Source organism: Psychrobacter sp. TB15, from assembly GCF_000511655.1.
Classification (GTDB): domain Bacteria; phylum Pseudomonadota; class Gammaproteobacteria; order Pseudomonadales; family Moraxellaceae; genus Psychrobacter; species Psychrobacter submarinus.
Genome location: NZ_AYXN01000031.1, coordinates 59,158 through 84,887 on the forward strand (window position 1 = coordinate 59,158; position 25,730 = coordinate 84,887).

Annotated in this window: 19 protein-coding genes and 1 pseudogene; 12 read left to right on the forward strand and 8 right to left on the reverse strand. The window is 40.5% G+C overall.

The features are described from left to right. The first annotated feature begins 22 nt into the window (after nt 1–22). The 5 genes from W234_RS0107145 to W234_RS0107165 all read left to right on the forward strand — a co-directional run bounded on the left by W234_RS0107145 (nt 23) and on the right by W234_RS0107165 (nt 7,744). Nucleotides 23–1,258 (forward strand): tyrosine-type recombinase/integrase, encoded by a 1,236-nt coding sequence (locus W234_RS0107145; RefSeq protein ID WP_007394866.1) that lies wholly within the window; start codon nt 23–25, stop codon nt 1,256–1,258. After that, a complete protein-coding gene (locus W234_RS0107150) occupies nt 1,255–3,708 on the forward strand; it encodes a tyrosine-type recombinase/integrase (RefSeq protein ID WP_025646077.1) in 2,454 nt (817 codons plus the stop codon). Before W234_RS0107145 ends, W234_RS0107150 begins: the two co-directional genes overlap by 4 nt. Then, nucleotides 3,708–5,816: a site-specific integrase gene (locus W234_RS0107155; protein WP_025646079.1), complete on the forward strand. Its 2,109-nt coding sequence runs from the start codon at nt 3,708–3,710 to the stop codon at nt 5,814–5,816. The genes W234_RS0107150 and W234_RS0107155 overlap by 1 nt, the downstream gene beginning before the upstream one ends. Then, on the forward strand, nt 5,813–6,325 hold the full coding sequence (locus W234_RS0107160; RefSeq protein ID WP_025646081.1) for a hypothetical protein: 513 nt from the start codon (nt 5,813–5,815) through the stop codon (nt 6,323–6,325). The genes W234_RS0107155 and W234_RS0107160 overlap by 4 nt, the downstream gene beginning before the upstream one ends. Nucleotides 6,326–6,529: 204 nt before the next feature. Continuing rightward, nucleotides 6,530–7,744 (forward strand): IS256 family transposase, encoded by a 1,215-nt coding sequence (locus W234_RS0107165; RefSeq protein WP_025646083.1) that lies wholly within the window; start codon nt 6,530–6,532, stop codon nt 7,742–7,744. Nucleotides 7,745–7,804: 60 nt separating this feature from the next. Here W234_RS0107165 and W234_RS0107170 read toward each other — a convergent pair whose 3' ends face one another. From W234_RS0107170 to W234_RS0107185, 4 genes are all read right to left on the reverse strand, one after another. Beyond that, nucleotides 7,805–8,656: a thymidylate synthase gene (locus W234_RS0107170; RefSeq protein ID WP_007394861.1), complete on the reverse strand. Its 852-nt coding sequence runs from the start codon at nt 8,654–8,656 to the stop codon at nt 7,805–7,807. 332 nt (nt 8,657–8,988) lie between these two features. Further along, nucleotides 8,989–10,077 (reverse strand): LLM class flavin-dependent oxidoreductase, encoded by a 1,089-nt coding sequence (locus W234_RS0107175; protein WP_264673175.1) that lies wholly within the window; start codon nt 10,075–10,077, stop codon nt 8,989–8,991. A gap of 72 nt (nt 10,078–10,149) precedes the next feature. Then, nucleotides 10,150–11,064, reverse strand: coding sequence for an MBL fold metallo-hydrolase (locus W234_RS0107180; protein ID WP_025646088.1), 915 nt, complete (start codon nt 11,062–11,064; stop codon nt 10,150–10,152). 79 nt (nt 11,065–11,143) lie between these two features. After that, nucleotides 11,144–11,692: a cysteine hydrolase family protein gene (locus W234_RS0107185; RefSeq protein ID WP_025646090.1), complete on the reverse strand. Its 549-nt coding sequence runs from the start codon at nt 11,690–11,692 to the stop codon at nt 11,144–11,146. Nucleotides 11,693–11,798: 106 nt separating this feature from the next. Here W234_RS0107185 and W234_RS0107190 point away from each other — a divergent pair, with 106 nt between their 5' ends. Beyond that, nucleotides 11,799–12,779: a GlxA family transcriptional regulator gene (locus tag W234_RS0107190; RefSeq protein WP_025646092.1), complete on the forward strand. Its 981-nt coding sequence runs from the start codon at nt 11,799–11,801 to the stop codon at nt 12,777–12,779. Nucleotides 12,780–12,926: 147 nt separating this feature from the next. Here W234_RS0107190 and W234_RS0107195 read toward each other — a convergent pair whose 3' ends face one another. Continuing rightward, on the reverse strand, nt 12,927–13,121 hold the full coding sequence (locus W234_RS0107195; protein WP_025646094.1) for a heavy-metal-associated domain-containing protein: 195 nt from the start codon (nt 13,119–13,121) through the stop codon (nt 12,927–12,929). 151 nt (nt 13,122–13,272) lie between these two features. On the opposite strand from W234_RS0107195, the gene W234_RS0107200 reads away from it, so the two are divergent. Both W234_RS0107200 and cueR read left to right on the forward strand, forming a co-directional pair. Then, the gene (locus tag W234_RS0107200) at nt 13,273–15,750 is read left to right on the forward strand and encodes a heavy metal translocating P-type ATPase (protein ID WP_025646097.1); all 2,478 of its coding nucleotides are present in this window, start codon (nt 13,273–13,275) and stop codon (nt 15,748–15,750) included. Between the two features lie 65 nt (nt 15,751–15,815). Continuing rightward, nucleotides 15,816–16,208, forward strand: coding sequence for a Cu(I)-responsive transcriptional regulator (cueR, locus tag W234_RS0107205; RefSeq protein WP_007394853.1), 393 nt, complete (start codon nt 15,816–15,818; stop codon nt 16,206–16,208). A 267-nt stretch (nt 16,209–16,475) separates the two neighbouring features. Here cueR and W234_RS0107210 read toward each other — a convergent pair whose 3' ends face one another. The 3 genes and pseudogenes from W234_RS0107210 to W234_RS0107225 form a co-directional block, all read right to left on the reverse strand. Then, nucleotides 16,476–17,447 (reverse strand): tetratricopeptide repeat protein, encoded by a 972-nt coding sequence (locus tag W234_RS0107210; protein WP_025646099.1) that lies wholly within the window; start codon nt 17,445–17,447, stop codon nt 16,476–16,478. 229 nt (nt 17,448–17,676) lie between these two features. Then, nucleotides 17,677–18,969, reverse strand: a pseudogene (locus tag W234_RS0107215) (IS3 family transposase). Nucleotides 18,970–19,267: 298 nt separating this feature from the next. After that, nucleotides 19,268–20,248, reverse strand: a complete 981-nt coding sequence (locus W234_RS0107225) for a GlxA family transcriptional regulator (RefSeq protein ID WP_051397418.1) — start codon at nt 20,246–20,248, stop codon at nt 19,268–19,270. Nucleotides 20,249–20,475: 227 nt separating this feature from the next. Between W234_RS0107225 and W234_RS0107230 the strand changes: the two genes are divergently transcribed. The 4 genes from W234_RS0107230 (at nt 20,476) to W234_RS0107250 (ending at nt 25,696) form a co-directional block, all read left to right on the forward strand. Beyond that, nucleotides 20,476–21,732, forward strand: a complete 1,257-nt coding sequence (locus W234_RS0107230; protein ID WP_180952642.1) for a M24 family metallopeptidase — start codon at nt 20,476–20,478, stop codon at nt 21,730–21,732. A 280-nt stretch (nt 21,733–22,012) separates the two neighbouring features. Continuing rightward, nucleotides 22,013–23,476, forward strand: coding sequence for a sodium:solute symporter family protein (locus tag W234_RS0107240; protein WP_025646105.1), 1,464 nt, complete (start codon nt 22,013–22,015; stop codon nt 23,474–23,476). 223 nt (nt 23,477–23,699) lie between these two features. Continuing rightward, a complete protein-coding gene (locus W234_RS0107245) occupies nt 23,700–24,653 on the forward strand; it encodes a DMT family transporter (RefSeq protein ID WP_025646106.1) in 954 nt (317 codons plus the stop codon). Nucleotides 24,654–25,105: 452 nt separating this feature from the next. Beyond that, nucleotides 25,106–25,696, forward strand: coding sequence for a recombinase family protein (locus W234_RS0107250; protein ID WP_025646108.1), 591 nt, complete (start codon nt 25,106–25,108; stop codon nt 25,694–25,696). Nucleotides 25,697–25,730: the final 34 nt, after the last annotated feature.

Here is a 25,730-nt window from a genome sequence, read left to right on the forward strand (position 1 = left end):
ATGTATTGAGATAGTGATTATTATGGATGTTAAAGTTTGTTCTGATACAAAGTTAGATTTATCTAAGTCTTGTTTACTCAATGAGATTCCAAACTTATCATTGAACAAAACCGTAAAAGTGAATGGTGTTGGAGTATTTGATGATGATGGCAAGATCCTTCCTCTTGTTTCTGAGTATTTGTCGTATCGAACCAAACATCAAATAATCTCTTATAAATCAGCAGTTACTTATGGTAGAAACCTAAGCTACTTCTTAAGTTATATTCGTAGTCGTCCAGATTATGATGACAGTGAATCTGATGAAGTATTTATTACAGTTCCAAAATACGTAATTCAAGAATACCTGACATTTTTAATTCGTGAAGATCATAAGAACTCATCTACTGTTAGAAGTAGAGATGAGACAATACATGCCTTCATCGAATACCTTTGTAGCCCTACAGAAGACCGTGATAAGCTTAGAGAAGATAACCCATATAGCGATGGCTTGCTATCAAAACCACCAAAGCGCACACCCATTAGCTCTTGCACACTTGATGACCTTTTTATATTGATTGAATTTACTGATTCAGAACGAGAAAGAGCTTTACTCCAATTTTTATACGACTCTGGCTTACGTCGTTCAGAACTACCTAGAGTTACTCTTCAGGACTTTAACGATACTAACAACTTCAATTCTGAAAAGTTTATTTCCTCCGATAATGAACAGCCTATCCATGCTGATTACGTGCCTTTAAAAGTCAAAGGAAGTAAAGGCCGTGGTAATCAAATTAAGCCACGCTGGACTTTGCTTAGCTTAGCAACTATCAAACGTGTGCAGAAATATCATGCATCTCCCCTGTATAAAAAATATGCCCGTAAATATGTAGACCCGTCTAAAACCCCAGCATTTTTTAATGCTAAAGGTACTCCCTACACGCCTAGTGCAATCAACAAATTGCTTGAACGTATAAGTGAACGTGCAATAAAGAAAGGTCGCCTTGATCGAAGCATCTCTCCTCACAAGTTAAGGCACGGAAATGCTTATTCAATATTGCAGTCAAATGATTTAGGTTCCGATTACTTAGATCGGCTCGTTATTGTGCAAAAAAACTTAGGGCACAACCATCTCCAGACTACACAGATATATACAAGTATCCCCCAAGATATCTATAACAGTATGTGTGATGAGAACGGTGACTTATTAACTAGGGCCGAGAAGATGAGGCGCTTGTCTGAACAAACGCAATTAAGAATTGGCATTAAGGACATCAAATGAAAAACATTGGAATAACCATTGATGAGTTTCATGAGGATTTTCCTGAGCTAGGGATTTTAGGTGCAGACTGTAAAATCGTTGAAGAAAAACAACCAATTAAAGACGCCGAAGCAGCTGTTATAGAATGGGTATCGAAAACAACTGCGGATACAGAAGCATTATGGGAAATACCAATTAGTAAAGCGGATAATACTTTAGGCTTCAGTGTAGCTGTTAAGCATATTCAGAGTGCTGTAGGTGTCTCATACTCTGTTGCACAAAAATATAGGAGTCTTACTACTCCTTTAATTGAAAGGATGATCGAAGAAGGGATTCTAATAATACCAAGTGAAAGCTACGAAGCGGCTGGCATCGAAAACACTAGAAAACTTTTGAATTGGTACAGAAAGCTAACTGTAGAGGAAAAGCACACTTTACCTATTTTCGGCAACAAAATTTCGATAGGAAAAATGTCTCCAGAACAACTACCTATAAAAAAAGAATCCTTAAGATTTAGTGTTGTTAAAGATGCTTGGGAATTCATTCACAAAGACTTAGAAAAAATTGGAATTATTGATCCAAATTATAGAAGCGTTGCTGAAAGAACAAGCGAAGCGAATGTCAATAGAAGAAATCATAGTGAAAGTCAGATAGAGCGTTTTCATAGACTCGCAGCAAGAGAGCTAAATGCAGCTGATGACTTCTTCCCTCCTTCAAAATTAGAACCGTTTATTCAGGTTGAGCAACTGTTTGCTTGTAGTAGCAAAACTGTCTCTTCAAAATCAGGCAAGAGTAATTATAGAGTTGCGAGTAGTTCATTTATAGAGTTCTTATCTAAACTGTATGGAAATAAACCCTTTAGAATCGTAACAACTTTTGATGAATACCTATTATCTAGATATCGGAAATATTTAGAGGACAAGGTAATAAATAAAGAAATATCAAGTTATCATGCAAATACAGTTTTGAGTTCAGTCCGTATAACATTGAATCGGCTGACTCAAGTACGCGATATAGAATATAGCTTTTTCAATATAAATGGATTTGCTACAACTAGAGAAACAGATGTTAAAAAGCCATTTACAATGAACGAGCGACTTCGAATATTAGAGGCTATTGAAAAAGGATTGAGCGAATCTAGAAAAGCCCTCAAACCTTATAAGAAAACGGGTTTAGGCAGCAATCCTTTGGACGAAAAGGGTTCAGTCATTAGAGGCCTTTCGACACTAGAGAATGCGCGATGGCTCTTTGAAAACCGCTTAATGTGTAAGCCAGTTCATTACAATACAGCTAAATCACCTATTGAGAAGTCTTTCTTAAGAATTATTAATGATTCAGATAAGGGTTTGATAGAGGTATACAACGACTGGGGCATTACCCCAATGATAAATATGGATACACTAACGCCTTACGTTTTAAGGCTTGCTCAAATTACTGGTTTAAATGCAAATCCTTTACTTTCTCTTGATATAAACGATTATGTAGATTCCCATCCGGCAACATCGCGGCCTTGTCTTAGATATTGGAAAGAAAGGTCTGATGGTCATAAAGAATACCACCTCGATCTTTTTAATGCAGAACTGACATGGCTTACGTCATCTCAAGCTAAGTCTATAAAAATTATTTTTGAAGAATTAGTCCAATTGACGAGTAGTTTTCGACAAGATATTGAAGATGATGCCTTTAAAGATAGGTTGTTCATCTATCAGTCGAATAGTACAAAAAAGCACGGCAGAGTATCTCCACTATTAGGAAACAAAGAAAAAAATGCAAAAGCATTGGGAGCTAGTTTGTCCAGGTTTGTTAAGAAATATAATTTAAAAAATGATGCAGGAGATCCCCTAACTCTTACAATAAGTCGGTTTAGACCAACATTTGTTAGTGAGATGCTTAGAAATGGCGTAACTGTACGTGAAATTCAACTCATGTTGGGTCACTCCTCACTCCAAACAACTCTCGGTTATATAGATTCTCTAGATTTTAACTCCATGAGTAGAATGAAGATAAATGATGAATTAGAAGAGATACATCAATCGACTCTGGATAAAAAAGTTGAGAAAGTGCCAGAAGATATAGAGTCCAAAAAAAATGATGAGTTGGTAACAACCTTTCATACTCCTCTAGCTGAATGCAGAAATATTTTTGACCCACCAGATTTTGTAAAAAATCTTTCATCCTACATACCTGGTACTCCATGCTCACAATATAACAAATGTTTGGGTTGTGACAATGTCATTATTACAGCTAAGAATCTGCCTGAAATTTTTGCAATGAAGCGTGACTATACGCTTTTGAAAGAGCACTCCCGTGTCATGGATACACCCTATGGGCATGTTATTTCAGAGAATTTAGAACTGATAAAAGGTATTACAGAACCTGAACTATCTAATTTTTCCTTAGAAGAATTAGAAAATGGACGGCGTTTAGCAGAATACATTGAAACGACCACACTAGTTGATGGAGTAATCTAATGGACTATGAAAAAAAGCTGAATGTATTAACAGGTTTTGCAGAACATCGTTTATATGTTTTAGATGCTCTAGACCATGCTACAGTTCAAAAGAAGAAGCACCTTCAAAATAATTACACAGATGACATAGAGTATGTGACGTACCTTATGGACAAACCTGTATCGAAATTATCAAAGTTTTCTGACGACTTTTGGGACTTTAATGACGACTATCCTAATGCTGCACGAAATGTTCAGGGCGCAAAGCTCCGCATTAGTTTTTCAAAGTATACAGATATCCCAAGATTCGTTTTAATAGAAATAAAAATCATATTCGAGTTGGCCTTGCTAAACAATTCGATTTTCAAGCTTCAAAGTAAGGAAGGCCAAAGTCGAACAAAAAAAGTCTTAAAAGCAAACTCTTTAATTACAATTTTTGAAAATGGATTAACGTTTATTAATGAAATATTTAAACAGGCATCTCATGAGTTAGGCCATGAGTTTGTTCAGGAAAAAATCAGAACACTCTCCGATATAACACCCGAACTGTATTCCAAAGCTGCTGAAAACTACGATCGTGTAAAAAATATAGAGCTAGATAAATTTTTCAAATATCTACGCAGTCCAGCGTCGGTTCAGTATGTATTTGAAAAACCTATCGCTTATGTAGAGTTAAATAGCCTGAAATGGAAGAGACTTGCTAATACTAATACTTCGAAAAAAGAACAAGTACTGCCAGATCTGGTATTTGAATCTCTCTCGAAAATGGCTTCCTTTATCATAGTGGACTTTTTAAACGCTATAGGAGCTTCAGCAAAGATATCAGATCCTAACTCCTTAGAAAGATTTAATACAAGCAACCACGTTTCATGGGCAAACGAAGAAGGAGTAACCCACGAAATTTTAAATGCTTATATTGCTATGAGATTAGGAACTAAAGGCTATCCTTCAAGTTTCATTACAAACATAATTGAACCCTATGATTGGATGCTCAAAAAAGACTCTAGTGTCATGGGTGGACGAACTTTACGTAACGCATTGAAAAAACGTGGTTACAAGTTAGATAATCTTAGAGAATACTTTAACCTCGTAGCGTATGCCTGCGCGTATTTAGTGGGTCAATATACAGGTATGAGACCATCTGAACTATCAGAAATAAGAGTTCAGGATTGTTCGTGCTTAATTCAAAGTGACTCCGTCTGGCTGATTGAAAGTACGGTCAAAAAGCATAAAGATGAAGTTAGTACAGGTTTGTTTGACGACAGATGGGTAGCTATACCAATTGTTAAGGATGCAGTATTAGCAGCTTCGTATATCTCAAAAATTAAGGCGTCGCCCTACTTAATTTCTAATGTAGATACTGTTAAACCTGATAACTCCCCCCAGTCAATGACTAGTACTGGTATCGTGTATCAAATGAATAACTTTATTAGCCAACTCTTAGGCGAAAAAGTTGCTAAAGAACTAAAATTCAATCCATATATGTTAAGACACACATTAACATATCAATTGTTTAAGGCTGAAGTTGGATTGCCTCTTATATCGTTTCAATTGAAACATTTTGTAGAGAGCATCTCTAAGTACACATCTACTGGCGCCACCTCGTCAGTTACGTTAGGCTACGGTGATATAGGTGAGATGCTGTCAAAAGACGGCAACCGAAAAGGTGATACGAAATCACTGCGCCGAGCAGCTGAATTAGATGCTATTAAAACTGCCCATAATCCAAATGGTACATATTATGGTGGTAAAGCGAGTGAGCATAAAAAAGGTCTGATCAAGACGTTTAGTGGATATATGGCTGAAGGATACACAGAGGATGAGATTTATGAGGCTATGGTAGATCAAGGGGTTGCCATGGTCTATATGGGACAAGGGCTTTGCTATGGTGGTAGAGCAGAAGAGTATGACTCAAGCCTACCATGTATTGGTTCACTGCGTTGTAACCCAGCTCGATGCAAACAAGCCGTTGTAACTACTAAGCATGCTCCTAAATGGCGTGAAGTTTACATGTTAAATAAAACCAACCTCAATAAACCAGAATATTTGGAGTCTCGTGAGCAAATTCTAGCAGCAATGAACGAGGCCAAAATGGTATTGGAAAATCTTGGTGAGGCAATCGAACTATGAGTAATGAAGCTTATGATCAAAAAAATAATGACGACTATGAAGCAATAACTTCTGCTCTAAATATTGCCTTAATAGATCTTCAAGATAACAAAAAGCTAAAACCCACTATAGCGCAACTTTCGAAGATGACTGGTATTCATCGAAATACTATTACAAACCGTGGTTGGCCCGTCCAAAAGCTAAACCAGATCAAAGATATCAGAAAAGCTGAAGAGAAATCGCGTAAAGACAAAAGAACCATAGATAATGCTGATGTTAAGAATGCGCTTGAAGCAAAGATGATTCAAGCACAAAATGAGGTTATCTACTGGTTTAATGAATATCAAGATATAAAAAGAGTCGCTCAACACTCAGATAAACGGTTACAAAAAATGAAAGAGTCACGAGATTATTATAAAAAACAATCTGATACAGATAAAAGGTCGTTATTAGAAGCTAGACAGGAGATTAAAAAACTGAGACAAATGTTAGCTTTAAAAGATGCAACACCGAACCAGCTGATGCACTAATCTATCGAGACCACCTTTGTTATAAAAGTATAAACTTAATTTCCTTGTACTTAAGAGCTAGCAAGAGCTTAGCTAATAAGCATATACCCTATAGCATAAATCACATATACTGATACTTTATGCCTAATAGAAATTTATCACTTTTCTCGAGCCTTTCCCAAACTCTGTGTAACTGCTTATAATCCACTAACAGGAGAATAAGCAATGACGACTCAATCTGACATTAAAAAACTGGCCGAGCAAATGGCTGGTAGCATGAAAAGCTTTGATGACATTAAAGACTTCCAAAAGCAGCTCATGCAATCCTTTATCGACACTGCACTAGAAGCTGAGATGGAAGATCATCTCGGCTATCCCAAGCATGAAAAGGCGGATAAACCTAATAAGCGCAACGGACACACTAAAAAGAGAGTCCGTAGCGACACAGGCGATATTGAGATATCCACCCCAAGAGACCGTCATGGTGACTTTGAACCTACACTCGTGCGCAAGCATCAAACCCGTATTAGTGGCCTTGATGACAAGATCATATTCCTTTATGCCAAGGGTCAAACCACCACCGAGATTGTAGAGAGCATTAAAGAGCTCTATGACGTCGATATCTCAAGCTCTCTTGTCTCAAGAGTCACTGACAACATCTTAGAGGACATCACAGCTTGGCAGAACCGGCCATTGAGCAGTGTTTATCCTATCGTCTATCTAGACTGCATTGTCGTCAAGGTACGTCAAGACAAGCAGATCATCAACAAGGCGATCTATCTGGCCTTAGGCGTGGGACTTGATGGTAAAAAAGAGCTGCTTGGTATGTGGCTCTCAGAGAATGAAGGCGCTAAGTTCTGGCTGGGTGTTCTTACTGAACTACAAAACCGCGGGGTACAAGATATCCTCATTGCCTGTGTCGATGGTTTAAAAGGCTTCCCTGATGCCATCAACACCGTTTACCCCAACGCTCAGGTTCAGCTGTGTATCGTGCATATGGTGCGTTATTCAATGAAGTTCGTACCGTGGACGGACAAAAAGGCCGTAGCGGCTGATTTAAAGGCCATCTATGGCGCTGATACCCTCGAGATGGCAGAGGCTAATCTTGAGCACTTTGATGATACTTGGGGTAAGGACTATCCGCACGTGGTTAAGTCTTGGCGCAATAACTGGGAGGGCTTAACGGTGTTCTTCGAGTATCCTAAAGATATCAGAAAAGCTATATATACTACCAATGCTATCGAGTCGCTAAACAGTGTCATTCGGACAGCGGTGAATAAGCGTAAGGTGTTCCCCTCTGATCAGGCAGCATTCAAGGTGATTTATCTGGCGACTCAGCAAGCATCGTCAAGGTGGTCGATGCCCATCCGTAACTGGACGTCTGCTCTGAATCGTTTTATGATTATGTTTGATGACCGTATCAGTAAGCATTTAATCTAAATGGCAGTTACACAGAATCTGGGATGGTCTCCTTTTCTCAGCTTTCACTTTATGCTGATATCAAACTGAGAATGGATAGGCAATAGACTCATGATACTGGTATCCTTCAACTCTAAAATCATCCAATGTTACCCATGTTTCAATATCTTCGAGAGACTTAATTTCAGGGTTAATATGAAGCTTAGGTGCCGGATAAGGTTCGCGTTTTAATTGCACGTCACGCATTAATTGTAATTGATCTTCATAAATATGTGCATTTACGATCTTATGATAAGCTTTTCCGGCCTCGTGGCCCGTAATTTGAGCCATGAGAGCTAGTAAGGTAAACACTTGAATCTGATTAAAATTTTGACCTAATGGTACATCACATGAACGTTGTGATGAAGTCAAATAAAGCTTGCCACCTAACAACGAAAATGTATGAGTATGCATACAAGGACGTAAACATCCCATATGAAACTCACCTGGATTGTAGAAGGTTAGAATTTCACCTCGGTCATCAATACCGTTTCGCAAGTTATCATAGATCTTATGAAGCTGGTCAAACTCCTCTCCTACTGAATTACGCCACCTGCGCCCCTGTACACCATAAACTCGGCCCATATCATCCTTACCTTTACGATAAGGATTAGCTAACCAAGCTTCATTTTCATTGGCATTAGCGTTCCATGTATTACATCCAATAGCTCGAAACTGAGCTGCGCTATCATAACCACGTAGATACCCTAATAATTCTGCGATAGCTGCTTTCCAATAACTCTTTCGAGTAGTTACTAAGGGAAACTCATTAGCTCCTACATTGTAGTTTAAATCAGCATTAATAACGGTTAAGCAGCGTTTTCCAGTCCGTTCATTCTCGACCCATACACCCTCATCAACTATACGTTGACATAAATCTAGATACTGTTTCATTCAATAACCTTAGTTGGACTACAAACTTATCTCAAAAGGTGATTTTTGTTGAACTGCGTGGACAATACATTTTACCTTTTGATTTCATTGAGCATTATAAAGTTTCAAGGCTCAATTGTACAAACCTGTTCGTAACAACTAATTGTCTTAATAACTTATCAACAGGCTATGCCCCAATGGATCCAATGAAACCGAATCATTCTATCTAAAACCATTTACCATAATGTACCTTTATGGGAATAAAAAGTACTGCTGGCATACCTAATAACAAGTCCAATGGTTAGGTATTAAGCTCTTCGCTCACCTTTTAATATCATTATTCTCAACAAGATCTAGTGACTTGGCATACCATAGTGATTTGCGATTAGCTCAACGGTGCGATATTGGGCGGGGCGCGAATAGCCCTGAACAACCAGCATTACCTCGTCAACCCCTGTCTTTTCCTGAATATCCTCTAAACCTTTTGCGACCTCGGCAGCAGTACCATGAAGGGTTTGATCAGTATATTTGTCAATAATCTGATGCTCTTGTACATTACCTTGAAAAGCCGCCACTTCATCAGGTGGCAGTAGGGCAAAAGGTTTACGTTGGAACATTCTTAACATTGCCATAGCAGTAGAACTTGACTGGCGACGTGCCTCTACAGGGTCTTCATCTGCAATCGCACCAATACTGACCAAACTGTATGGCTTGGCTAGGATTTTTGAGGGACGGAAATTCTCTCGGTAAATCCGCATGGCATTTAAGACATCAGCACTGCCAAACTGCAAAGCGAATGCATAAGGTCTGCCAAGCTGTGCTGCCAGATGCGCTGAATAAGTCGATGACCCCAAGATCCAGACATCAGCTGTGGTCTTCGATGGTGGCACTCGATTTTGCTCGGCCTGCCATGGGCCTGGCACCGCATGAACCTCACTATAAGGATGGTCTTGTGGAAAACTATTTTCTAAAAAGCCCAACAACTCTGCGACTTGCTGAGGAAACTCATCGTTTGCCGCATGGTGACGACGCAAAGCTGAAGCTGTTGCGCCATCCGTACCTGGTGCCCTTCCCAAACCCAGATCAATCCGTCCTGGCGCCAGCGCATCAAGCATACCAAATTGCTCAGCGACCACCAGAGGCACATGATTCGGTAGCATGATGCCGCCTGCACCAAGCCTAATGCTTTCGGTTTCCCCCGTTAGACGTGCAACCATCATCTGTGGCGAAGGAACCGCGGCGCCAGGCATGGCATGATGTTCAGACATCCAAAACCGCTGAAAGCCCCTTTTATCCGCCAGTTTCGCAAGCGCAATCATCTCTTGAAAGGTGTTCTCTACTGTGTGGCCAACGCCGGTGAAGGCATTGTCAAGCACCGAAAGGACGAAAGGTGCGCTACCTGAATAATTTGGAATATTCATAAGCTGTCTCAGTTGTGCCATATTTATCATGTCTAGCAATACTCAAAAAGTACGACTAGACAAAAGTGATTCTAAAAACAAATCCATAAAGAACTAGAACTTGTAGTACTGACCATCATCAGGGACAAGCGTACGTTGTTTATCCAGATGTTTTTGCTCGATAAAACGGCGCAGCTCTGCCTTCGACAGTGCGCCATGATTGACCGTATCCATGTGCACATTAATTATCTGAGCATTAGGTGAGAATTGATACGCACGGTATACATCGTCTTTACCCATAATGATAGAGTCATCGACAAAGGTAGTCAGCTGTGCATAGCCTGTATTCAAGATAACCGCATCAGGCTTGTAGCGAGTAAGTGCATCTTCTACTTCCTTATCCCAAATGGTATCTCCTACTACATAGACGGTCTTATAGTTTGGCTTTTGGAACACAATTCCCATCGTTTTGCCAAGTAACTGAGCAAGCGCTGGAACTTTATACATCGCATCAGTGCCATGCTGTCCGATGGTTTTATTGATTTTAGTGCCTTTAAACACCACACCTTGCTTTGTCAATACTCTGACATCGGTAAAGCCATCTTTACGTACGATTGCTGCATCGGCTTCATCTTGGGTAAAAATTGGCATGTCACGAGGCACTAAGTTACGTGCAGCATCATCCCAATGATCAGCATGTAAATGGGTCAAAATAATAGCATCCGCCTTAAGCACCTCTTCAACGGATATAGGCAAATCGACCATTGGATAGCGTATTTGGCTATTTACTGTGCCTTCAAACCCTGGATAAGCGTTTTTAGCCGCTAGCATAGGATCCACTAAAAAAGTAGTACCTGCATAATCAAGCTTAATCGTGGCATTACGGATTTGCTGAAATTGAACGGTATTGGTCGCCGTCTGTTTGTCAGCGTTAGGATTAGCCGCTGGAGTGGCAAAGGTGGTACATGCGGTTAACAACATCACGCCACTTAACAGCGTGGTACTGGTGAGCGATTTCGCTATATTCATAATTTGATACCTTGTTAATGAGATTCTTGTTGATGAGTCTGTTTTACGACTTAATGAGGGTTTGGTTAAACACTCAGTATTAACGTGCAATCCAGGTTTGGGTATCAATCACTTCGCCATACATAAACTCAATGGCTGCCATAATAGTGGCATGAACCTGAGCTGCGGGTACGGTCGTGCCATTAAATTCAAGATCAAGCGTGGCACAAGCATCATGAATCGTGGTCGTGGTATAACCAAAGTCCACTGCCGCGCGAACGGTTGCATCAATACACATGTGGCTCATGGCGCCAATTACGGTCACCTCTTTAATGCCTTCTTTATCTAACAGCTCTTTCAGAGTCGTCTCACGGAATGAATTGGCATAATGCTTCACAACGACGACTTCACCCTCTATCGGTTTTACCTTCTCATGGATCTCTACACCATCGGTATTAGGCGTAAATATCGGCGCATCAATAGAGGGCATTTCATGGCGGATATGAATGACGGTATGGCCTTTTTCTCTAGCAGACTCAATCACCAAAGCTGCATTATCAGCGGCTTCATTGATACCTACGAGTGATAATTTACCTTGCGGAAAATACTCATTTTGAATATCTACAACGATAAGTGCTTTTGTGCTCATGATGATTCCTTTTTTTATCAAAGTGACTGTATAGGCGTATATTTTACAAGCTCTATGCTACACTAACGAGTGGCTACATCGACACATAAGAGGTTAATAACGACATATGAATCAAAAATATGCTATTGAAATCGGCTTAATTGTCTATGAGAAAGCACAAATGGCGGCCATCCTTGGGCTAACTGATTTACTGATGGTGGCCAGTAAAATCGCTGCCGAACGTCAAGATACAACCGATCTGCCTTTACAGGTCAGTCACTGGGAGATTACGGGTTCTGAGCAGCAGCCTACCTGCACTTTTTCGAGCAATCCCGATAGTGTAGGAAAATTAAAAGCCGTCATCATTCCACCCACGTTAGAGGCGCCTACTGCAAAGCAAGCAGCAGCACCTTGGCTTGAATGGCTAAAAGAGCATCATTCAGGAGGTGTGATAATGTCATCTGTTTGCGCCGGTGCTTTTTTGTTGGGCGAAACAGGACTACTATCTAAGCGCAAGGCGACTACGCATTGGGGTTATGCAGAGGATTTTAAGCAGCGCTTTTCTGATGTGGATCTTGATGTGGATCGCATTATTATCGAAGACGGCGATATTGTGACCGCTGGTGGCGCGATGGCTTGGACAGATTTAGGACTTAGAATGGTAGATCGCTTTCTTGGCTCACAAGTGATGAATGAGACCGCTCGTGCATTGTTAATTGACCCCTCAAGGCGTGAACAATGCTATTACAGTGCGTTCTCACCCAACCTCACCCATGGTGACGCGGCCATACTAAAGGTGCAGCATTGGCTACAAAAAACAGAAGCACGGGTTATTGATTTATCCACCCTAGCCAGTTGTGCGCAGTTAGAGGAGCGCACTTTTCTGCGCCGTTTCCATAAGGCGACGGGCATGACATCAACAGAATACTGTCAGCGATTACGCATTGGTAGTGCAAAAGACTTTCTACAGTTCTCTTTAATGCCTGTTGAGCAAATAGCGTGGAAGGTGGGTTATAGTGATGTTAGTGCGTTTCGTAAAATATTTAAGCGTGTTGTTGGTTTGACACCAAGTGAGTATCGGCGCAGATTTACTCTGGATAAAGAGTAATGTACTCAGGCGATTACTTTTTTAAAGCGCATCAATAAGATGCAGTTGCTCATTCCAGCTTTTCTCCAACTGGTCAATATTTTCAGATGTGATTCAGCCCATCGTCCTTTCTGTCAAACAGATAGGCTGCGCGTTTATAAGGCTGATTCATTGCGCTTGTGCAGGGAAACCGCCTTTTGCTAAAGCAGCTGTCATCTGCTCAATACTGGCGATGGTTTCGATACTGACCACTTTGGCTGCTAAATCAATCTTAACCTTGGCCTTTGAGTCGATATTCTGAATAGCTGCTGTCACACCACGGGCACAACCGCCACAGTTCATATTTGCAATCAATAGTTTCATACCCTTTCTCCAAATAAGTTTTATTTCATCACTAAGCTTAAGCCTTGTCATAATGGTAAGGTCAAACACATTTTTGAAAAAATATACTTGACCTTACCATGATGTCAACCTATATGCTGTTGATAATAGATTGAACATGATAGAGGCTGTTATGAATTCAGAAAATAGTAAGTCTTATCTTTATAGTGAGACATTGCCCATTGAGGGTATGACTTGTGCTTCATGTGTGGGACGAGTAGAAAAAGCATTAAAAAAAGTTGAAGGTGTTGAAAATGCTGAGGTGAATCTTGCGACTGAAAAAGCCATGATTTCCTCATCTCAACCTTTAGACCTTATCGCAGTAACCAAAGCCGTAGAACGAGCCGGTTATAAGATCTTGGCATCTCAGCCGATTGAGCTGTCGATAGAAGGTATGACTTGTGCTTCCTGTGTGGGACGGGTAGAAAAAGCATTAAAAAAAGTTGAGGGCGTACAACAAGCAAACGTCAACCTTGCTACTGAACGCGCATGGGTACAAGGCAACGCTCAAGTACAGAGCAGCGATTTGATTCAAGCCGTTAAAAAAGCGGGATACACAGCTAAGCAGATTGAGCAAAGTGTGAGTGTTCAACAGGATAAAAAAGCCACGGAACAGCAACAGCTGAAACGAGATTTAATGATCTCTTTAATTTTAGCCATGCCTGTTTTTATTCTAGAAATGGGATCACATATGATTCCAGCTTTTCATATGTGGGTCGTGGACAATATCGGCACGCAACAAAGCTGGTTGATTCAATTTGTTTTGACGACGCTGGTTCTTATCTTTCCAGGGCGACGTTTTTATCAAAAAGGTATTCCGGCATTATGGCGTTTTGCACCGGATATGAATTCATTGGTCGCGGTTGGAACACTGGCGGCTTATAGTTTTTCGCTAGTCGCAACATTTATTCCACAAGTTCTACCCGAGGGCACTGTGAATGTTTATTACGAAGCGGCCGCTGTGATTGTAAGCTTAATTTTATTAGGGCGTTATTTTGAGGCAAAAGCCAAAGGACGTACCTCTCAAGCCATTCAACATCTAGTGGGTATGCAGGCAAAAACAGCGCGTGTTCACCATAATGGGCAAGTGAATGAAGTACCGATTGCAGAAGTAACCACAGAAACGATCGTTGAGATTCGTCCCGGTGAGCGTGTTCCTGTTGATGGTGAAGTGGTTGAAGGTCAAAGCTATATTGATGAATCCATGATTACGGGTGAACCCGTTCCTGTTAAAAAACAAGTGGGTGATCAAGTGGTAGGAGGGACGGTCAATCAGAATGGAACATTGAATTTTCGGGCAACGGCCATTGGCGACTCTTCGGTATTGGCGCAAATCATTCGCATGGTTGAACAGGCTCAAGGATCTAAATTACCGATTCAGGCATTGGTTGATAAAGTCACTATGTGGTTTGTTCCCATGGTCATGTTCTTAGCAGCTCTGACTTTTGCTGTGTGGTTTGTTCTTGGTCCTGAGCCTGCTTTGACGTTTAGTCTCGTTAATGCCGTTGCTGTCTTAATCATTGCTTGTCCCTGTGCAATGGGATTGGCAACCCCTACCTCCATTATGGTTGGTACAGGTCGCGGTGCAGAAATGGGCGTCTTATTCCGTAAAGGTGAAGCGTTACAAGCTTTACAGGAAGTTAAAGTCATTGCGGTCGATAAAACCGGCACCTTGACCGAAGGTAAACCAACCTTAACGGATTTTCATGTCCAACAAGGATTTCAACATGAGCAAGTCTTGCGTATTGTGGCATCGGTTGAAGCAAAGTCTGAACATCCCATTGCCGTAGCCATTGTTCAAGCCGCAGAACAACAAAATATCAGCTTATTACCGATTACCGCCTTTGACTCTGTGACCGGACTAGGGATTAAAGCGGAAGTGACAGGTCAAACCATTCATATTGGTGCTGATCGTTATATGAAGCAATTAGAGCTTGATGTTACACCTTTTGAAAATGAGGCTGCACGCTTAGGACAAGAAGGTAAAACCCCACTTTATGTCGCGATTGACCAAAAGCTAGCAGCCATTATTGCCGTTGCAGACCCTATTAAAGATACCACTTATACTGCTATTGCAGGTTTACATCAACTGGGCTTAAAAGTGGCAATGATTACAGGCGACAATCGGCATACCGCCCAAGCAATTGCAGCAAAATTACATATTGATCAAGTGGTCGCAGAAGTGTTGCCTGATGGAAAAGTAGATGCACTACGTCAGCTGCAACAACAGTATGGACGAGTGGCTTTTGTTGGTGATGGGATTAATGATGCCCCTGCTCTTGCTCAAGCGGATGTCGGTCTGGCAATTGGGACAGGGACAGATGTGGCAATTGAAGCAGCAGACGTGGTGTTGATGTCAGGTAGTCTACAAGGCGTCCCTAATGCGATTGCTTTAAGTAAAGCGACTATCAAAAATATTCGACAGAATCTATTTTGGGCATTTTTCTATAACATTGCCCTGATTCCAATTGCCGCAGGGGTTTTATATCCAGCATTTGGTATTTTGCTGTCACCCATTTTTGCCGCAGGAGCAATGGCGCTATCCTCTGTTTTTGTGCTAGGTAATGCCTTACGTTTAAAGTACTTTCAGGTGCCAGCGATTAAAGCATAGATTATATTAAGATAGGGTTAAAGTAGCCGTTTGGCTTTAACCCTTTTTATATCAGGAGGAAAGTTATGAATATCGGTCAAGCGTCAGAGCGATCAGGAATCTCTCCCAAAATGATTCGCTATTATGAACAAATCGGTTTGCTTGATACCGCCAAACGCTCGAATTCAGGTTATCGAATCTACTCTAATCAAGATATAAAAAACTTATGCTTTTTAAGACAGGCTCGTGATTTAGGTTTTTCCTCCAAACAGATGAAAGAATTGCTTAATTTGTGGAAAAATACAGATCGGCAGAGTGCTGATGTTAAAAAATTAACACTGACACATATAGAAACTTTAAACCGAAAAATAGCTCAGTTGCAAGATATGGTGAGCTTATTACAGATTTCTGCTGATCATTGCTCAGGTAATGAAAACGCAGAGTGTGCCATATTAGAAGATCTTGAACAGGGTGAATAAAATAAATTGAACAGGGTGAATAAAATAAATTGCATTTGATCTTATCTATTTCCTTATCTATATATCAGTCTGAAAAACGTATACCTGCGGTGAACTAATCAGGTGCTTTCACTGGTTCGGTACCCTAGTGAGGACTTGAATCTTAGCCTGTAGCTAAGCGATTTCAATAGTTATAGGCTATTGGGTTTAATTAGTGTACATCTGAGTGTACTTGATAAGATTAGCTTTGTGATTCTTTGACTAGGATATTCCCTAATAACCTAGTCTTTATTCATCCTCTGTCCTTATACCCAAGTTGTTACAACCTAATTGATATCCATTGTCACAAGCCTTGGAAAAGTACTTTTTCGCTATAACTGTATTTCGACGTACGCCTATGCCATTAAGATACATCATGCCAAGATTATATTGAGATCTAGCATCTCCTTGATTGGCGGCTTTTAGATACCACTTACCGGCTTTAGCATAATCCTGAGGAGCACCTTCGCCATAGCTATAGATTGTTCCAAGTTGGTATTGGGCAGGAACATATCCTTGGTCAGCGGCTTTTGTATACCACTCGATAGCTTTAGGATAATCCTGACGTACACCTTTACCCTCGTAGTAAGCGTTACCAATGTTGAATTGAGCCTCAACATCGCCTTGGTTAGCTAATTTCTGCCACGCCTCAACGACTTTGGCATCATTTTGACGCACACGCTCGCTCTTTCGATGTGGTACGCCATTGATGAATTTCATCGGACCAATCCCTTGGTTAACAGCTTTTGTGCGCCAATCGATATGCTTATCGTAATCCTCACGTGTACCTTTGCCATCGTAATTGTGGTAAGTTCTACTAAGTTCAAGTTGAGCCTTAGCATAGCCTTGATTAGCGGCTTTTGTGAACCATTCAATAGCTTTAGAGCGATCCTGATCTACCCCTTCGCCATCGTCGTACATAATTGCAAGGTTATATTGAGCAAGATCATATCCTTGGTTGGCAGATTTTGTATACCACTCAATGGCTTTAGCGTTATCCTCGCGTGTACCTTCGCCCTCGTCATACATTACTGCAAGGCTATATTGAGCCTCAGCATCGCCTTGATTAGCTTGTACTGCAATGTCTTCAAATTCTTTTTCAACAGCTGATTTTACGGCTGAAACTACGTTTTGAGAACTACTTATTTGAGTAACAATGGCTTTATGACACCCTGTCAGCAGAATGCCAGTCAGTAAAAATGTTGCTAGCCTTTTTTTCATAGCTGTTCGTCCTGTTCGTTAATCAAGATAACACTACAATTTATCATTTACATGCCTATCGTGATGATCTTAAATACATTAGTAGATAGTATTGTTAGGCATACTTATAAAATTTACACCAGTGTTTGATTACAGTCCCCTAAATTTGACAGTCTTACCATATCAAAGTAAAGCGACCAAGATTGACCCCTGCCGTCAATCCCGTAGACTTAAATTTGGGAGATTTTAATTACGCAGCCTGACGATAATAGTCAAACCACATCTGTCTTGGCAATTTATAACTCAAACCCTTTTGAATCCTCGTTTGGTTGTAGTACAGCTCAATATAGCCAATGATATCGCTGATGGCTGTAAATCTTGTTTTATAGTCTTCGTGATACACCAACTCATTCTTTAATACGCCCCAGAAACTTTCTATCGGAGCGTTGTCGAAACAATTGCCTTTGCCACTCATAGATCCTGTAAACTGATGCTGTTTAATGATCTTGTGGTAGGCATGGCTACAGTACTGACTGCCTCTATCAGAATGAACGATTAGCCCTTTAGTAGGTCGTTTATTCTTAATCGCTATGTTGAGTGCACGGCATACTAAATCTGCGGTCATACGCTTGTTAATAGCGTAACCGACAAGCTCTTTGGTGTATAAGTCTTTAACACCTGCTAAGTATAGCCAACCCTCATCTGTCCAAATATAAGTGATGTCACTGACCCAAGCCTCATTAGGGCGATTGGCATTAAATTTCTGTTCTAGACGGTTTAGATAGATAAGCTTGTTATGGTTTGAGTTGGTGGTGACTTTAAAGCGCTTGTGACGACGGCATTTTATGCCATGTTCTTCTTTGATACGTCTGACCATGTACAAGCTAATATCATGGCCTTGCTCTATGAGCTTTGCATGCAGTCGCTCAATACCATAGCGCTCACGAGTTTCACTGTGAGCAGCCCTAACCAGTAGCTCAGACTGATTACGATGTACCTGCTGACAGCTGATATGACGACTTAGCCAGTCGTAATAGCTTGATGGCTTAACACTTAGCACACGGCACATAGTGGTGATGCTAAAGAAGTGCTGGTTATCTTTGATAAAGGCGTACCTGACTAGCTGTCACTGCGGACATAGCCCTTCGCCTTGCGTCACTAAAACAGTCTCCCAGACTGTTTCTTAACGTTCCTCATTCGCAAAGTACGCCGTGGCCTCATTCGAACATAGCTCTCATCTTGCGTCGGGGCGAAGCGGTGCTTCGCTTTATCCCTCCTCATTTAGTATTTCGCGTTCCTCTTTAGCCACTTTAAGCTGGCGTTTGAGCTGCTTTATTTCTTGAAGAGCACTTATAAGATCAGGATTATATTGTTCTGTGCCGATAAGTTTGCCTTGATTGGCTTTATTATGCCAATTAGTTAAGGTTTGCATGGGGATGCCAAGCTGCTTTGCGGTCGCTGAAATATTGCCGTTGTTGTCCGCTATCTTTTTAACAGCTTCGGCTTTAAATTCGTCACTGTAGGTTCTTACTTTCTTGGTCATGATAAACTCCGGTTAATACGCTTAGTTTACCAAGTTTAGTTGTACGGTTTCTTCAGCATAGCTCACTCAAAGCTAAGTCTAAGTTTCAATATATGAAAAATAGTAAAGCCATAGGAGCAATGACTTTTATGGCTTTTTTAATTTGGAGGTTTTATCCTAGATTCTGTGTAACTGCCATTTAGATTAAAGGCTTACTAACACGATCATCAAACATAATCATAAAGTGATTTTCTGATGTCTTTAGGGTAGTCAAAGAATACCGTTAAGCCATCCTAGTACTGCGTCAATAAAAAATAGGTTATATCAGCTGATTCTCTTGCCTGTAATGGCTTGGTGTCATGCCATAGTTTTTTTTGAAGGCGCTAGAGAATGCACTGTTATCGATAAAGCCGCTTGCTAATACGATTTGGCTAATAGGCAGCGTAGTATGTTTAAGAATATATTTGGCGTGTTCAAGGCGCAATCGCACGTAATACTGTTGCGGTGAACAACTAAAATTTTTGTTAAATATGCGCTGTAATTGTCTACTTGATAATCCAAGATGATGGGCAATATCCTTAATGCTTAAAGGCTCTTCAAGATTGGTTTTCATCAATGCAATAGCATCTATTACATTGGTATAGCTACTGCTCAGTATTTTTGGCTTGGGCATATGCTGTACGTAAGTAGGCTCACGTATAGAGGTGATAATAAACATGTCTTGTATCTTGGAAACGATATGATGACCATGATGCTTATTGATGATATGTAAAGTCATATCCAATGCGCAAGCTCCACCTGAACAAGAATATAGCTGCGGTGCTATTGTAAATATTTGGTCATTAAAAATAACACCTGGATAGCTTTCTTGGGCTACGCTGATGTTCTCCCAATGCAATGAGGCTGCTTGCTGCTCAAGTAAGCCCGCAGCAGCCAATGCTAGCGCTCCTGTACACAAACCGCCAAGTGCAATATCCCGTACTGCCAATCGCTGAATTAAGGTAATGAGCTTACTAGATTCCAAGTAATCTGTTTGGTGTCCTCCGCATACAAATACCAAGTCGCAGGTTAATAAGTAGTCGAGTGGTGCAGTATGACTTAACTTAATACCGTTACTACTACTGGTTTTATTGTCATCGAACCCTGCCACCACCCACGAGTATAAGAGTTGCTCGCTCACATAATTCGCCATTCGAAGTGGCTCAATGATATTGCTGAACGCGAGCATGGTAAAGCCATTAATCAGTAGAAACCCAATACGCCTAGGCTTGTCTATCATCTTTTCCGTTATCTGAGTCATTTTTTGTCGCCTTCAGAACATACCTAAAATTCTGGCTAATGTTAAGTTGTTTGTCTATATGTCCGATTATAAACATAAAATGTCGCTTATGAAAAAATACCTTATGAATTTTACCTCTATTATCGAACGTGTTCTCAGTTAATTATTACCTACTTTGGAGACGTTCCATGTCAGCACTAAAAGACCTTACTAGCACGTTATCTTCTACAGATTTTTCTCGAGAATTGATGAATTCATTAAACCTAACCTCTTTAGATGGCTCATTAGATAATCTGCATCTCCCAAGTCTAATCGAAATTAAAAACGGCCAGAAAGTGCAACCGACTTTTAGTCATCAAGAATATGCAAATCGTCATGAGAAACTTCGTGAGTATTTAGATAATCATGGCATTGTGGCGGCGCTTTTCACCTCGATACATAACATCAATTACTACTCTGACTTTATATATTGCTCTTTTGGGCGACCTTATGGACTAGTCGTTACTTCAAAAGAAGTCGTGTCAATCTCTGCTAATATCGATGGTGGACAGCCTTGGCGGCGTACTGTGGGCGACAATAATATTGTTTACACTGATTGGCAGCGTGATAACTATTTCAAAGCCATTGCTCAACAAATTCCTCATCACGGCCGTGTAGGTATTGAGTTTGATCATTTACCAATGGATCGCTTTGCTAAGCTCAAAGCTATTTTACCCAATGTAGAGTTTGTTGATATTAGCCTAGCATGTATGACCATGAGAATGGTTAAGTCCTCTGAAGAGATAGCGCTAATAACAAAGGGCGCTCAGGTCTGTGATATTGGTGGGGCGGCATTGGTACAGGCTGTTTATGATGGCGTGCCCGAATACGAAGTTGCCTTGGCATCTACACAAGCGATGGTGAAGGCTATTGGGGAGCAGTTTGGTCAAGTAGAACTCATGGATACATGGACATGGTTTCAGTCAGGTATTAATACGGATGGTGCCCACAATCCAGTAACCAATCGTCGTGTCCAGTCGGGTGATATATTGAGTCTTAACTGTTTTTCTATGATAGCAGGCTACTATACCGCGCTTGAACGCACATTGTTCTTGGATAAATGTGATGCAGATTCACTACGCTACTGGCAGATAAATTGTGAAGTGCATGAAGCAGGTCTTGAGCTTATAAAACCTGGCGTGCGCTGCTGCGATATCGCACATGAGCTGAATAAAATTTATGCAAAATACGACTTATTAGAAAAACGCAGCTTTGGTTATGGACATTCTTTTGGTGTGCTCAGCCATTATTATGGACGCGAGGCAGGACTTGAGCTACGTGAAGATATTGAAACAGTGCTTGAGCCAGGTATGGTCATCTCTATGGAGCCGATGATTATGATTCCAGAGGGCATGCCGGGTGCTGGCGGTTATCGAGAGCATGACATTTTAGTCATCAATGAGACGGGCGCTGATAATATCACAGGCTTTAAGTACGGCCCTGAGCATAATATTATCGGTCGTTAATGTAGGGGAGTGTCATCAATCAATACTGTCTATATTGAGTGGGCTAACATGAATAAGTTTCTTATTTTAAGCCCGCCAATATAGATGATGATGCGCCTCGCACAATGCAATTATTTTCACATTTTACTTATTAAGGAAATAACATTATGGACCTGTTTCTTAACAGCTGGACGTTATTTTGGTTTTTGACCATTAATGTACTGACGCTATTACTGGCAGTGAGTTATTTCTTCGTAGAGCGTCATAACAAGTAATGTAGTAAACGATACGAGGAATCGACATGTTTATTAATTGGATGATATTGTTAGCAGCAATTGCACTTCTCATTGTATTGGCTAGTAAAGCGTCAAAAGTCATGTCAGCAGATGAGGAAAGTGGTTTTTTAGTAGCCGGTCGCTCATTAGGGCCTTTTGTTATAGCAGGTACTGTCGTGGCGACTGGGTTTAGTGGTTGGGGCTTTATGGGTTCACCTGGTGCCGCATACCAATACGGGACGATTGAGCTTTTAGGTAATTTCTTTTTTGCACCAGCCATGGTCGTCGCCGTATTATTCTTTGCGGTCTATTTGCGTAATAGAGCCATGAAGATGGGTAGTAGTACCATTCCTGAATTTATTGTCAACTTGCACTGTAATGATCGAAATTCAATATCTGCTCGCACTTTGCGTATTGTCACGTCTTTGGGCATGGTTATATTTTTGACCGTATTTTTGACGGCTCAGATTAGAGCGCTTGGTATGTTGGGTAGTAGCTGGCTCGGCATTTCACCTCTTCTGGCTTCTGCGCTTTTATTGGTGATTATTACTATTTATACCATGGCAGGCGGATTGCTCGCTGTTGCTTGGACTGATACTTTTATGGTGATTGGGATGGCTACCGCTGCCATTTATATAGTGGTTCAGGTGTTCACTGACATTCCGTTAGCAGATATGATGACGCAGCTGAATGCGATAGATCCAAACCTTGTCAATCCAGAGAGTTCTAACCCATATGGTAATGCCAAAGCTTCTGTTTTTCTAGTATTTGTCTATGCGCTTATCTTTAGTACTGCATTGCCTTATATGTCAGTACGTTTTTTGGCGATGAAATCTAATATTAGTATTGCCAAAACAGGCTTTTATACGGCCATTCTAGGGTGTATTTTGAGTTTGGTGCCTATCGTTGGCTTATATGTTCGTATCAAAAACCCAGGTCTGATCAATCCCGATGAAGCAATGCCTTGGTATTTAGCCAATGCTATTCCAAGTGTGGTAGGTAGTGTGATCACTTTGTTTATTCTTTTTGCTATGAAGTCTACGGCAAACTCTATCTTGCATACCTTATCAACTGCTGCCTCACATGATTTGCGTTTGGCTATATTTGACAATAAACCTCGCACTGAGGCTGAACTATTGAAACTGAATAGATTGTGGGTCGCTATTGTGGCTGCTATCGCCTTCATTTCTACTTTCTTCTTACCTGAAGCGATGCTTAGCTATCTAGGCATATTCTCTAGCGGTACTTTAATGGCAGCTCTATCTGGTGTACTTTTGGTGACTATCTTTTATAAAGGCTCAACGATGGCTGCTATTGCCTCTATTATCGTCGGTGCTGTTTGCAGTAGTTATCTCTTAACATCAGGTATTGTCGGCTGGGTAGAGGGGCCTCTTATCGGATCAGCTGCATCAGCCATCACTTACGTGGTCGTTAGTGTATTGGTTCCTAATAGAGTCAAAGCCATATCAGAAGAATCTGTCAGCGCTTAGATATAGATACTTATATTTATGAATACTTAACAGAGCCTAAACTAACCGCTGAGTTTATTGACTGATAGTCATAAATTCAGCGGTTTACGTATCCAGTAAGGCTGGCAAGTATGAGTTGTATAGATAAGCTAATGCTGATTAACACTCAGTCATTTTGTACCAGTTTTATATTTACTCAATGATATTACGAACATTTTATGTTCAATAATAGAGGTGACTAGTCGTGGAAGTATTGAAAACCAGACCTATAGCGGTTGATGTCAAGCCATGGATTGGCACCATACAAATTGTCATGGCGGCCATATGTTGGGGCACACTTGGTATATTTTCGACTTATCTTAGTCAATTAGGTTTTAGTAGTTGGCAAATTACGATATTGCGTATCATAACGGCAGCTATTATTGCTATAACGATGTTGCCTAAGATCTGGAAACCATTAAGTAGGCTAACACTCGGTCAATGGTTTGGGCTTGGTCTACAATCCCTAATTGGCGTGCTGGGTATGACGGTTTGCTACTTATTTGCAGTGCTTCATGTGGGAGCAGGCACAGCAGTCGCATTACTCTATACGGCGCCAGTCTTTAGCTTGATATTCTCGCACCTATTATTAGATGAGCGAATTACTTATAAAGCTGCATTGTTAGCAATTGTAGCAGTGATTGGCGTTAGTATGACTACGATGGGTGGCACTACTGAAGGGAATTTGGGTATTGCCGTTGGGCTGCTTTCTGGCGTTTGTTACTCTTTATATGGTGTGCTTGGTAAACGCGCCATGCATCATAAACACTCTGCACCACTTGTCTTTTTTACGTCAATTTTGTTCAGTGGCATTGTATTATTGTTCATTCCTACCACGTATACAACTTATTATAAGCTGATACAGCTTCCCGTTATTAGCTGGATATATGTACTGGGCTTATCTTTGGTAGGTACGATTGCACCTTTTGCATTATATATGAAAGCATTAGAAAAACTACCAGCCACACGCGCGTCAGTATTTACTATCTTTGAACCTTTGACCGCAATATTTTTGGCAGTGTTGCTCCTGCATCAAATGTTATCAGGTATTCAATATATAGGCGTTTTTTTGATTTTGCTCGTTGCTTTATTAAATGGGCTAACAAATTCGACCAATGTACAACTGCCGAGATGGTTTAGAAGACAAAAATTATCGTAATTTAGTCTTATAAACATTATTATTTATAGTACAACTCTCTCAAATCAGTTGCTGAGCTCTCAAAAATATTGAGGTGCGCTACAAGTTAATAGACAGTTATTGAAAGCACTCTAAATATTGAGTATACAACTTAGAGTTCGATTCCTGTATAGGGAACCGAACCAGTGCGAGCGTCTGATTGGTTCGCCATAGGTATACCCCAAAGGAACCAGCTATTTCACCCTTTAAACCTATTAACAGACTACTCAAAATAGACTGTTAATATGGAACTATCTATAACAGGCTTTTGAATTATGGGACTGGTCGCCGCGCTTTTGCCCTATCATTAGCCTATACCTTAACAGTAAAATCATTAAATAATAACTCAACCTATCATTAGTCTTGTTTTACATATTAAACGATAGTATTATTCTTAAACACTAAATTACAAGTCTAAACGATAGGATAATGCTATGACAGTCAGAATTTATGTAAGAGCGAGCACTAAAGACCAAGATGCCAAGAGAGCCTTGTCTGAGTTGATTAGCTTTAGCAAAAGCTATGAAGATGACCATGCTGAGTATGTTGAAAATTACAGTGGTACTAAGTTAGATAGACCAGCGCTTACTAAATTGCTTGTTGATGCTAATCAAGACGATATATTGCTTGTTGAGAGTGTAGATAGATTGAGTAGATTATCCCAGGATGACTTTGCTATTTTAAAGCAAAGAATTAAAGACAAAGGGTTAAGGCTAGTAGTAGCAGACCTACCCACCACTCATACAATTAACGTTGGTATGAGTGGTGAAATTCTAAACGTAGTAAATAACATGCTCATAGACTTATTAGCTACGATGGCTAAATTAGATAATGACAAGCGTAGAGAGCGGATCAAACAGGGTTTAGCTAGAAGTGGTTATAAGCCCTCAGGTAAGAAGCCTAATATAGCAAAGCATAAACGTATCTTAGAATTAGATAGTCAAAACACTATGACAAAAGATGAGATAGCCAAGGCGGTTGGTGTTGGTGTGGCTACTGTCTATCGAGTATTAAAAGAGAGCTAGTGTCTTAGGTATTTTAGATAGATATACATCCTTT

What these genes read in the sequence shown, in the direction of transcription:
- W234_RS0107145 (WP_007394866.1), top strand. Translation starts at nt 23, where the DNA reads ATGGATGTTAAAGTTTGTTCTGATACAAAGTTAGATTTATCTAAGTCT.
- W234_RS0107150 (WP_025646077.1), top strand. Translation starts at nt 1,255, where the DNA reads ATGAAAAACATTGGAATAACCATTGATGAGTTTCATGAGGATTTTCCT.
- W234_RS0107155 (WP_025646079.1), top strand. Translation starts at nt 3,708, where the DNA reads ATGGACTATGAAAAAAAGCTGAATGTATTAACAGGTTTTGCAGAACAT.
- W234_RS0107160 (WP_025646081.1), top strand. Translation starts at nt 5,813, where the DNA reads ATGAGTAATGAAGCTTATGATCAAAAAAATAATGACGACTATGAAGCA.
- W234_RS0107165 (WP_025646083.1), top strand. Translation starts at nt 6,530, where the DNA reads ATGACGACTCAATCTGACATTAAAAAACTGGCCGAGCAAATGGCTGGT.
- W234_RS0107170 (WP_007394861.1), bottom strand. Translation starts at nt 8,656, where the DNA reads ATGAAACAGTATCTAGATTTATGTCAACGTATAGTTGATGAGGGTGTA.
- W234_RS0107175 (WP_264673175.1), bottom strand. Translation starts at nt 10,077, where the DNA reads ATGGCACAACTGAGACAGCTTATGAATATTCCAAATTATTCAGGTAGC.
- W234_RS0107180 (WP_025646088.1), bottom strand. Translation starts at nt 11,064, where the DNA reads ATGAATATAGCGAAATCGCTCACCAGTACCACGCTGTTAAGTGGCGTG.
- W234_RS0107185 (WP_025646090.1), bottom strand. Translation starts at nt 11,692, where the DNA reads ATGAGCACAAAAGCACTTATCGTTGTAGATATTCAAAATGAGTATTTT.
- W234_RS0107190 (WP_025646092.1), top strand. Translation starts at nt 11,799, where the DNA reads ATGAATCAAAAATATGCTATTGAAATCGGCTTAATTGTCTATGAGAAA.
- W234_RS0107195 (WP_025646094.1), bottom strand. Translation starts at nt 13,121, where the DNA reads ATGAAACTATTGATTGCAAATATGAACTGTGGCGGTTGTGCCCGTGGT.
- W234_RS0107200 (WP_025646097.1), top strand. Translation starts at nt 13,273, where the DNA reads ATGAATTCAGAAAATAGTAAGTCTTATCTTTATAGTGAGACATTGCCC.
- cueR (WP_007394853.1), top strand. Translation starts at nt 15,816, where the DNA reads ATGAATATCGGTCAAGCGTCAGAGCGATCAGGAATCTCTCCCAAAATG.
- W234_RS0107210 (WP_025646099.1), bottom strand. Translation starts at nt 17,447, where the DNA reads ATGAAAAAAAGGCTAGCAACATTTTTACTGACTGGCATTCTGCTGACA.
- W234_RS0107225 (WP_051397418.1), bottom strand. Translation starts at nt 20,248, where the DNA reads ATGACTCAGATAACGGAAAAGATGATAGACAAGCCTAGGCGTATTGGG.
- W234_RS0107230 (WP_180952642.1), top strand. Translation starts at nt 20,476, where the DNA reads ATGAATTCATTAAACCTAACCTCTTTAGATGGCTCATTAGATAATCTG.
- W234_RS0107240 (WP_025646105.1), top strand. Translation starts at nt 22,013, where the DNA reads ATGTTTATTAATTGGATGATATTGTTAGCAGCAATTGCACTTCTCATT.
- W234_RS0107250 (WP_025646108.1), top strand. Translation starts at nt 25,106, where the DNA reads ATGACAGTCAGAATTTATGTAAGAGCGAGCACTAAAGACCAAGATGCC.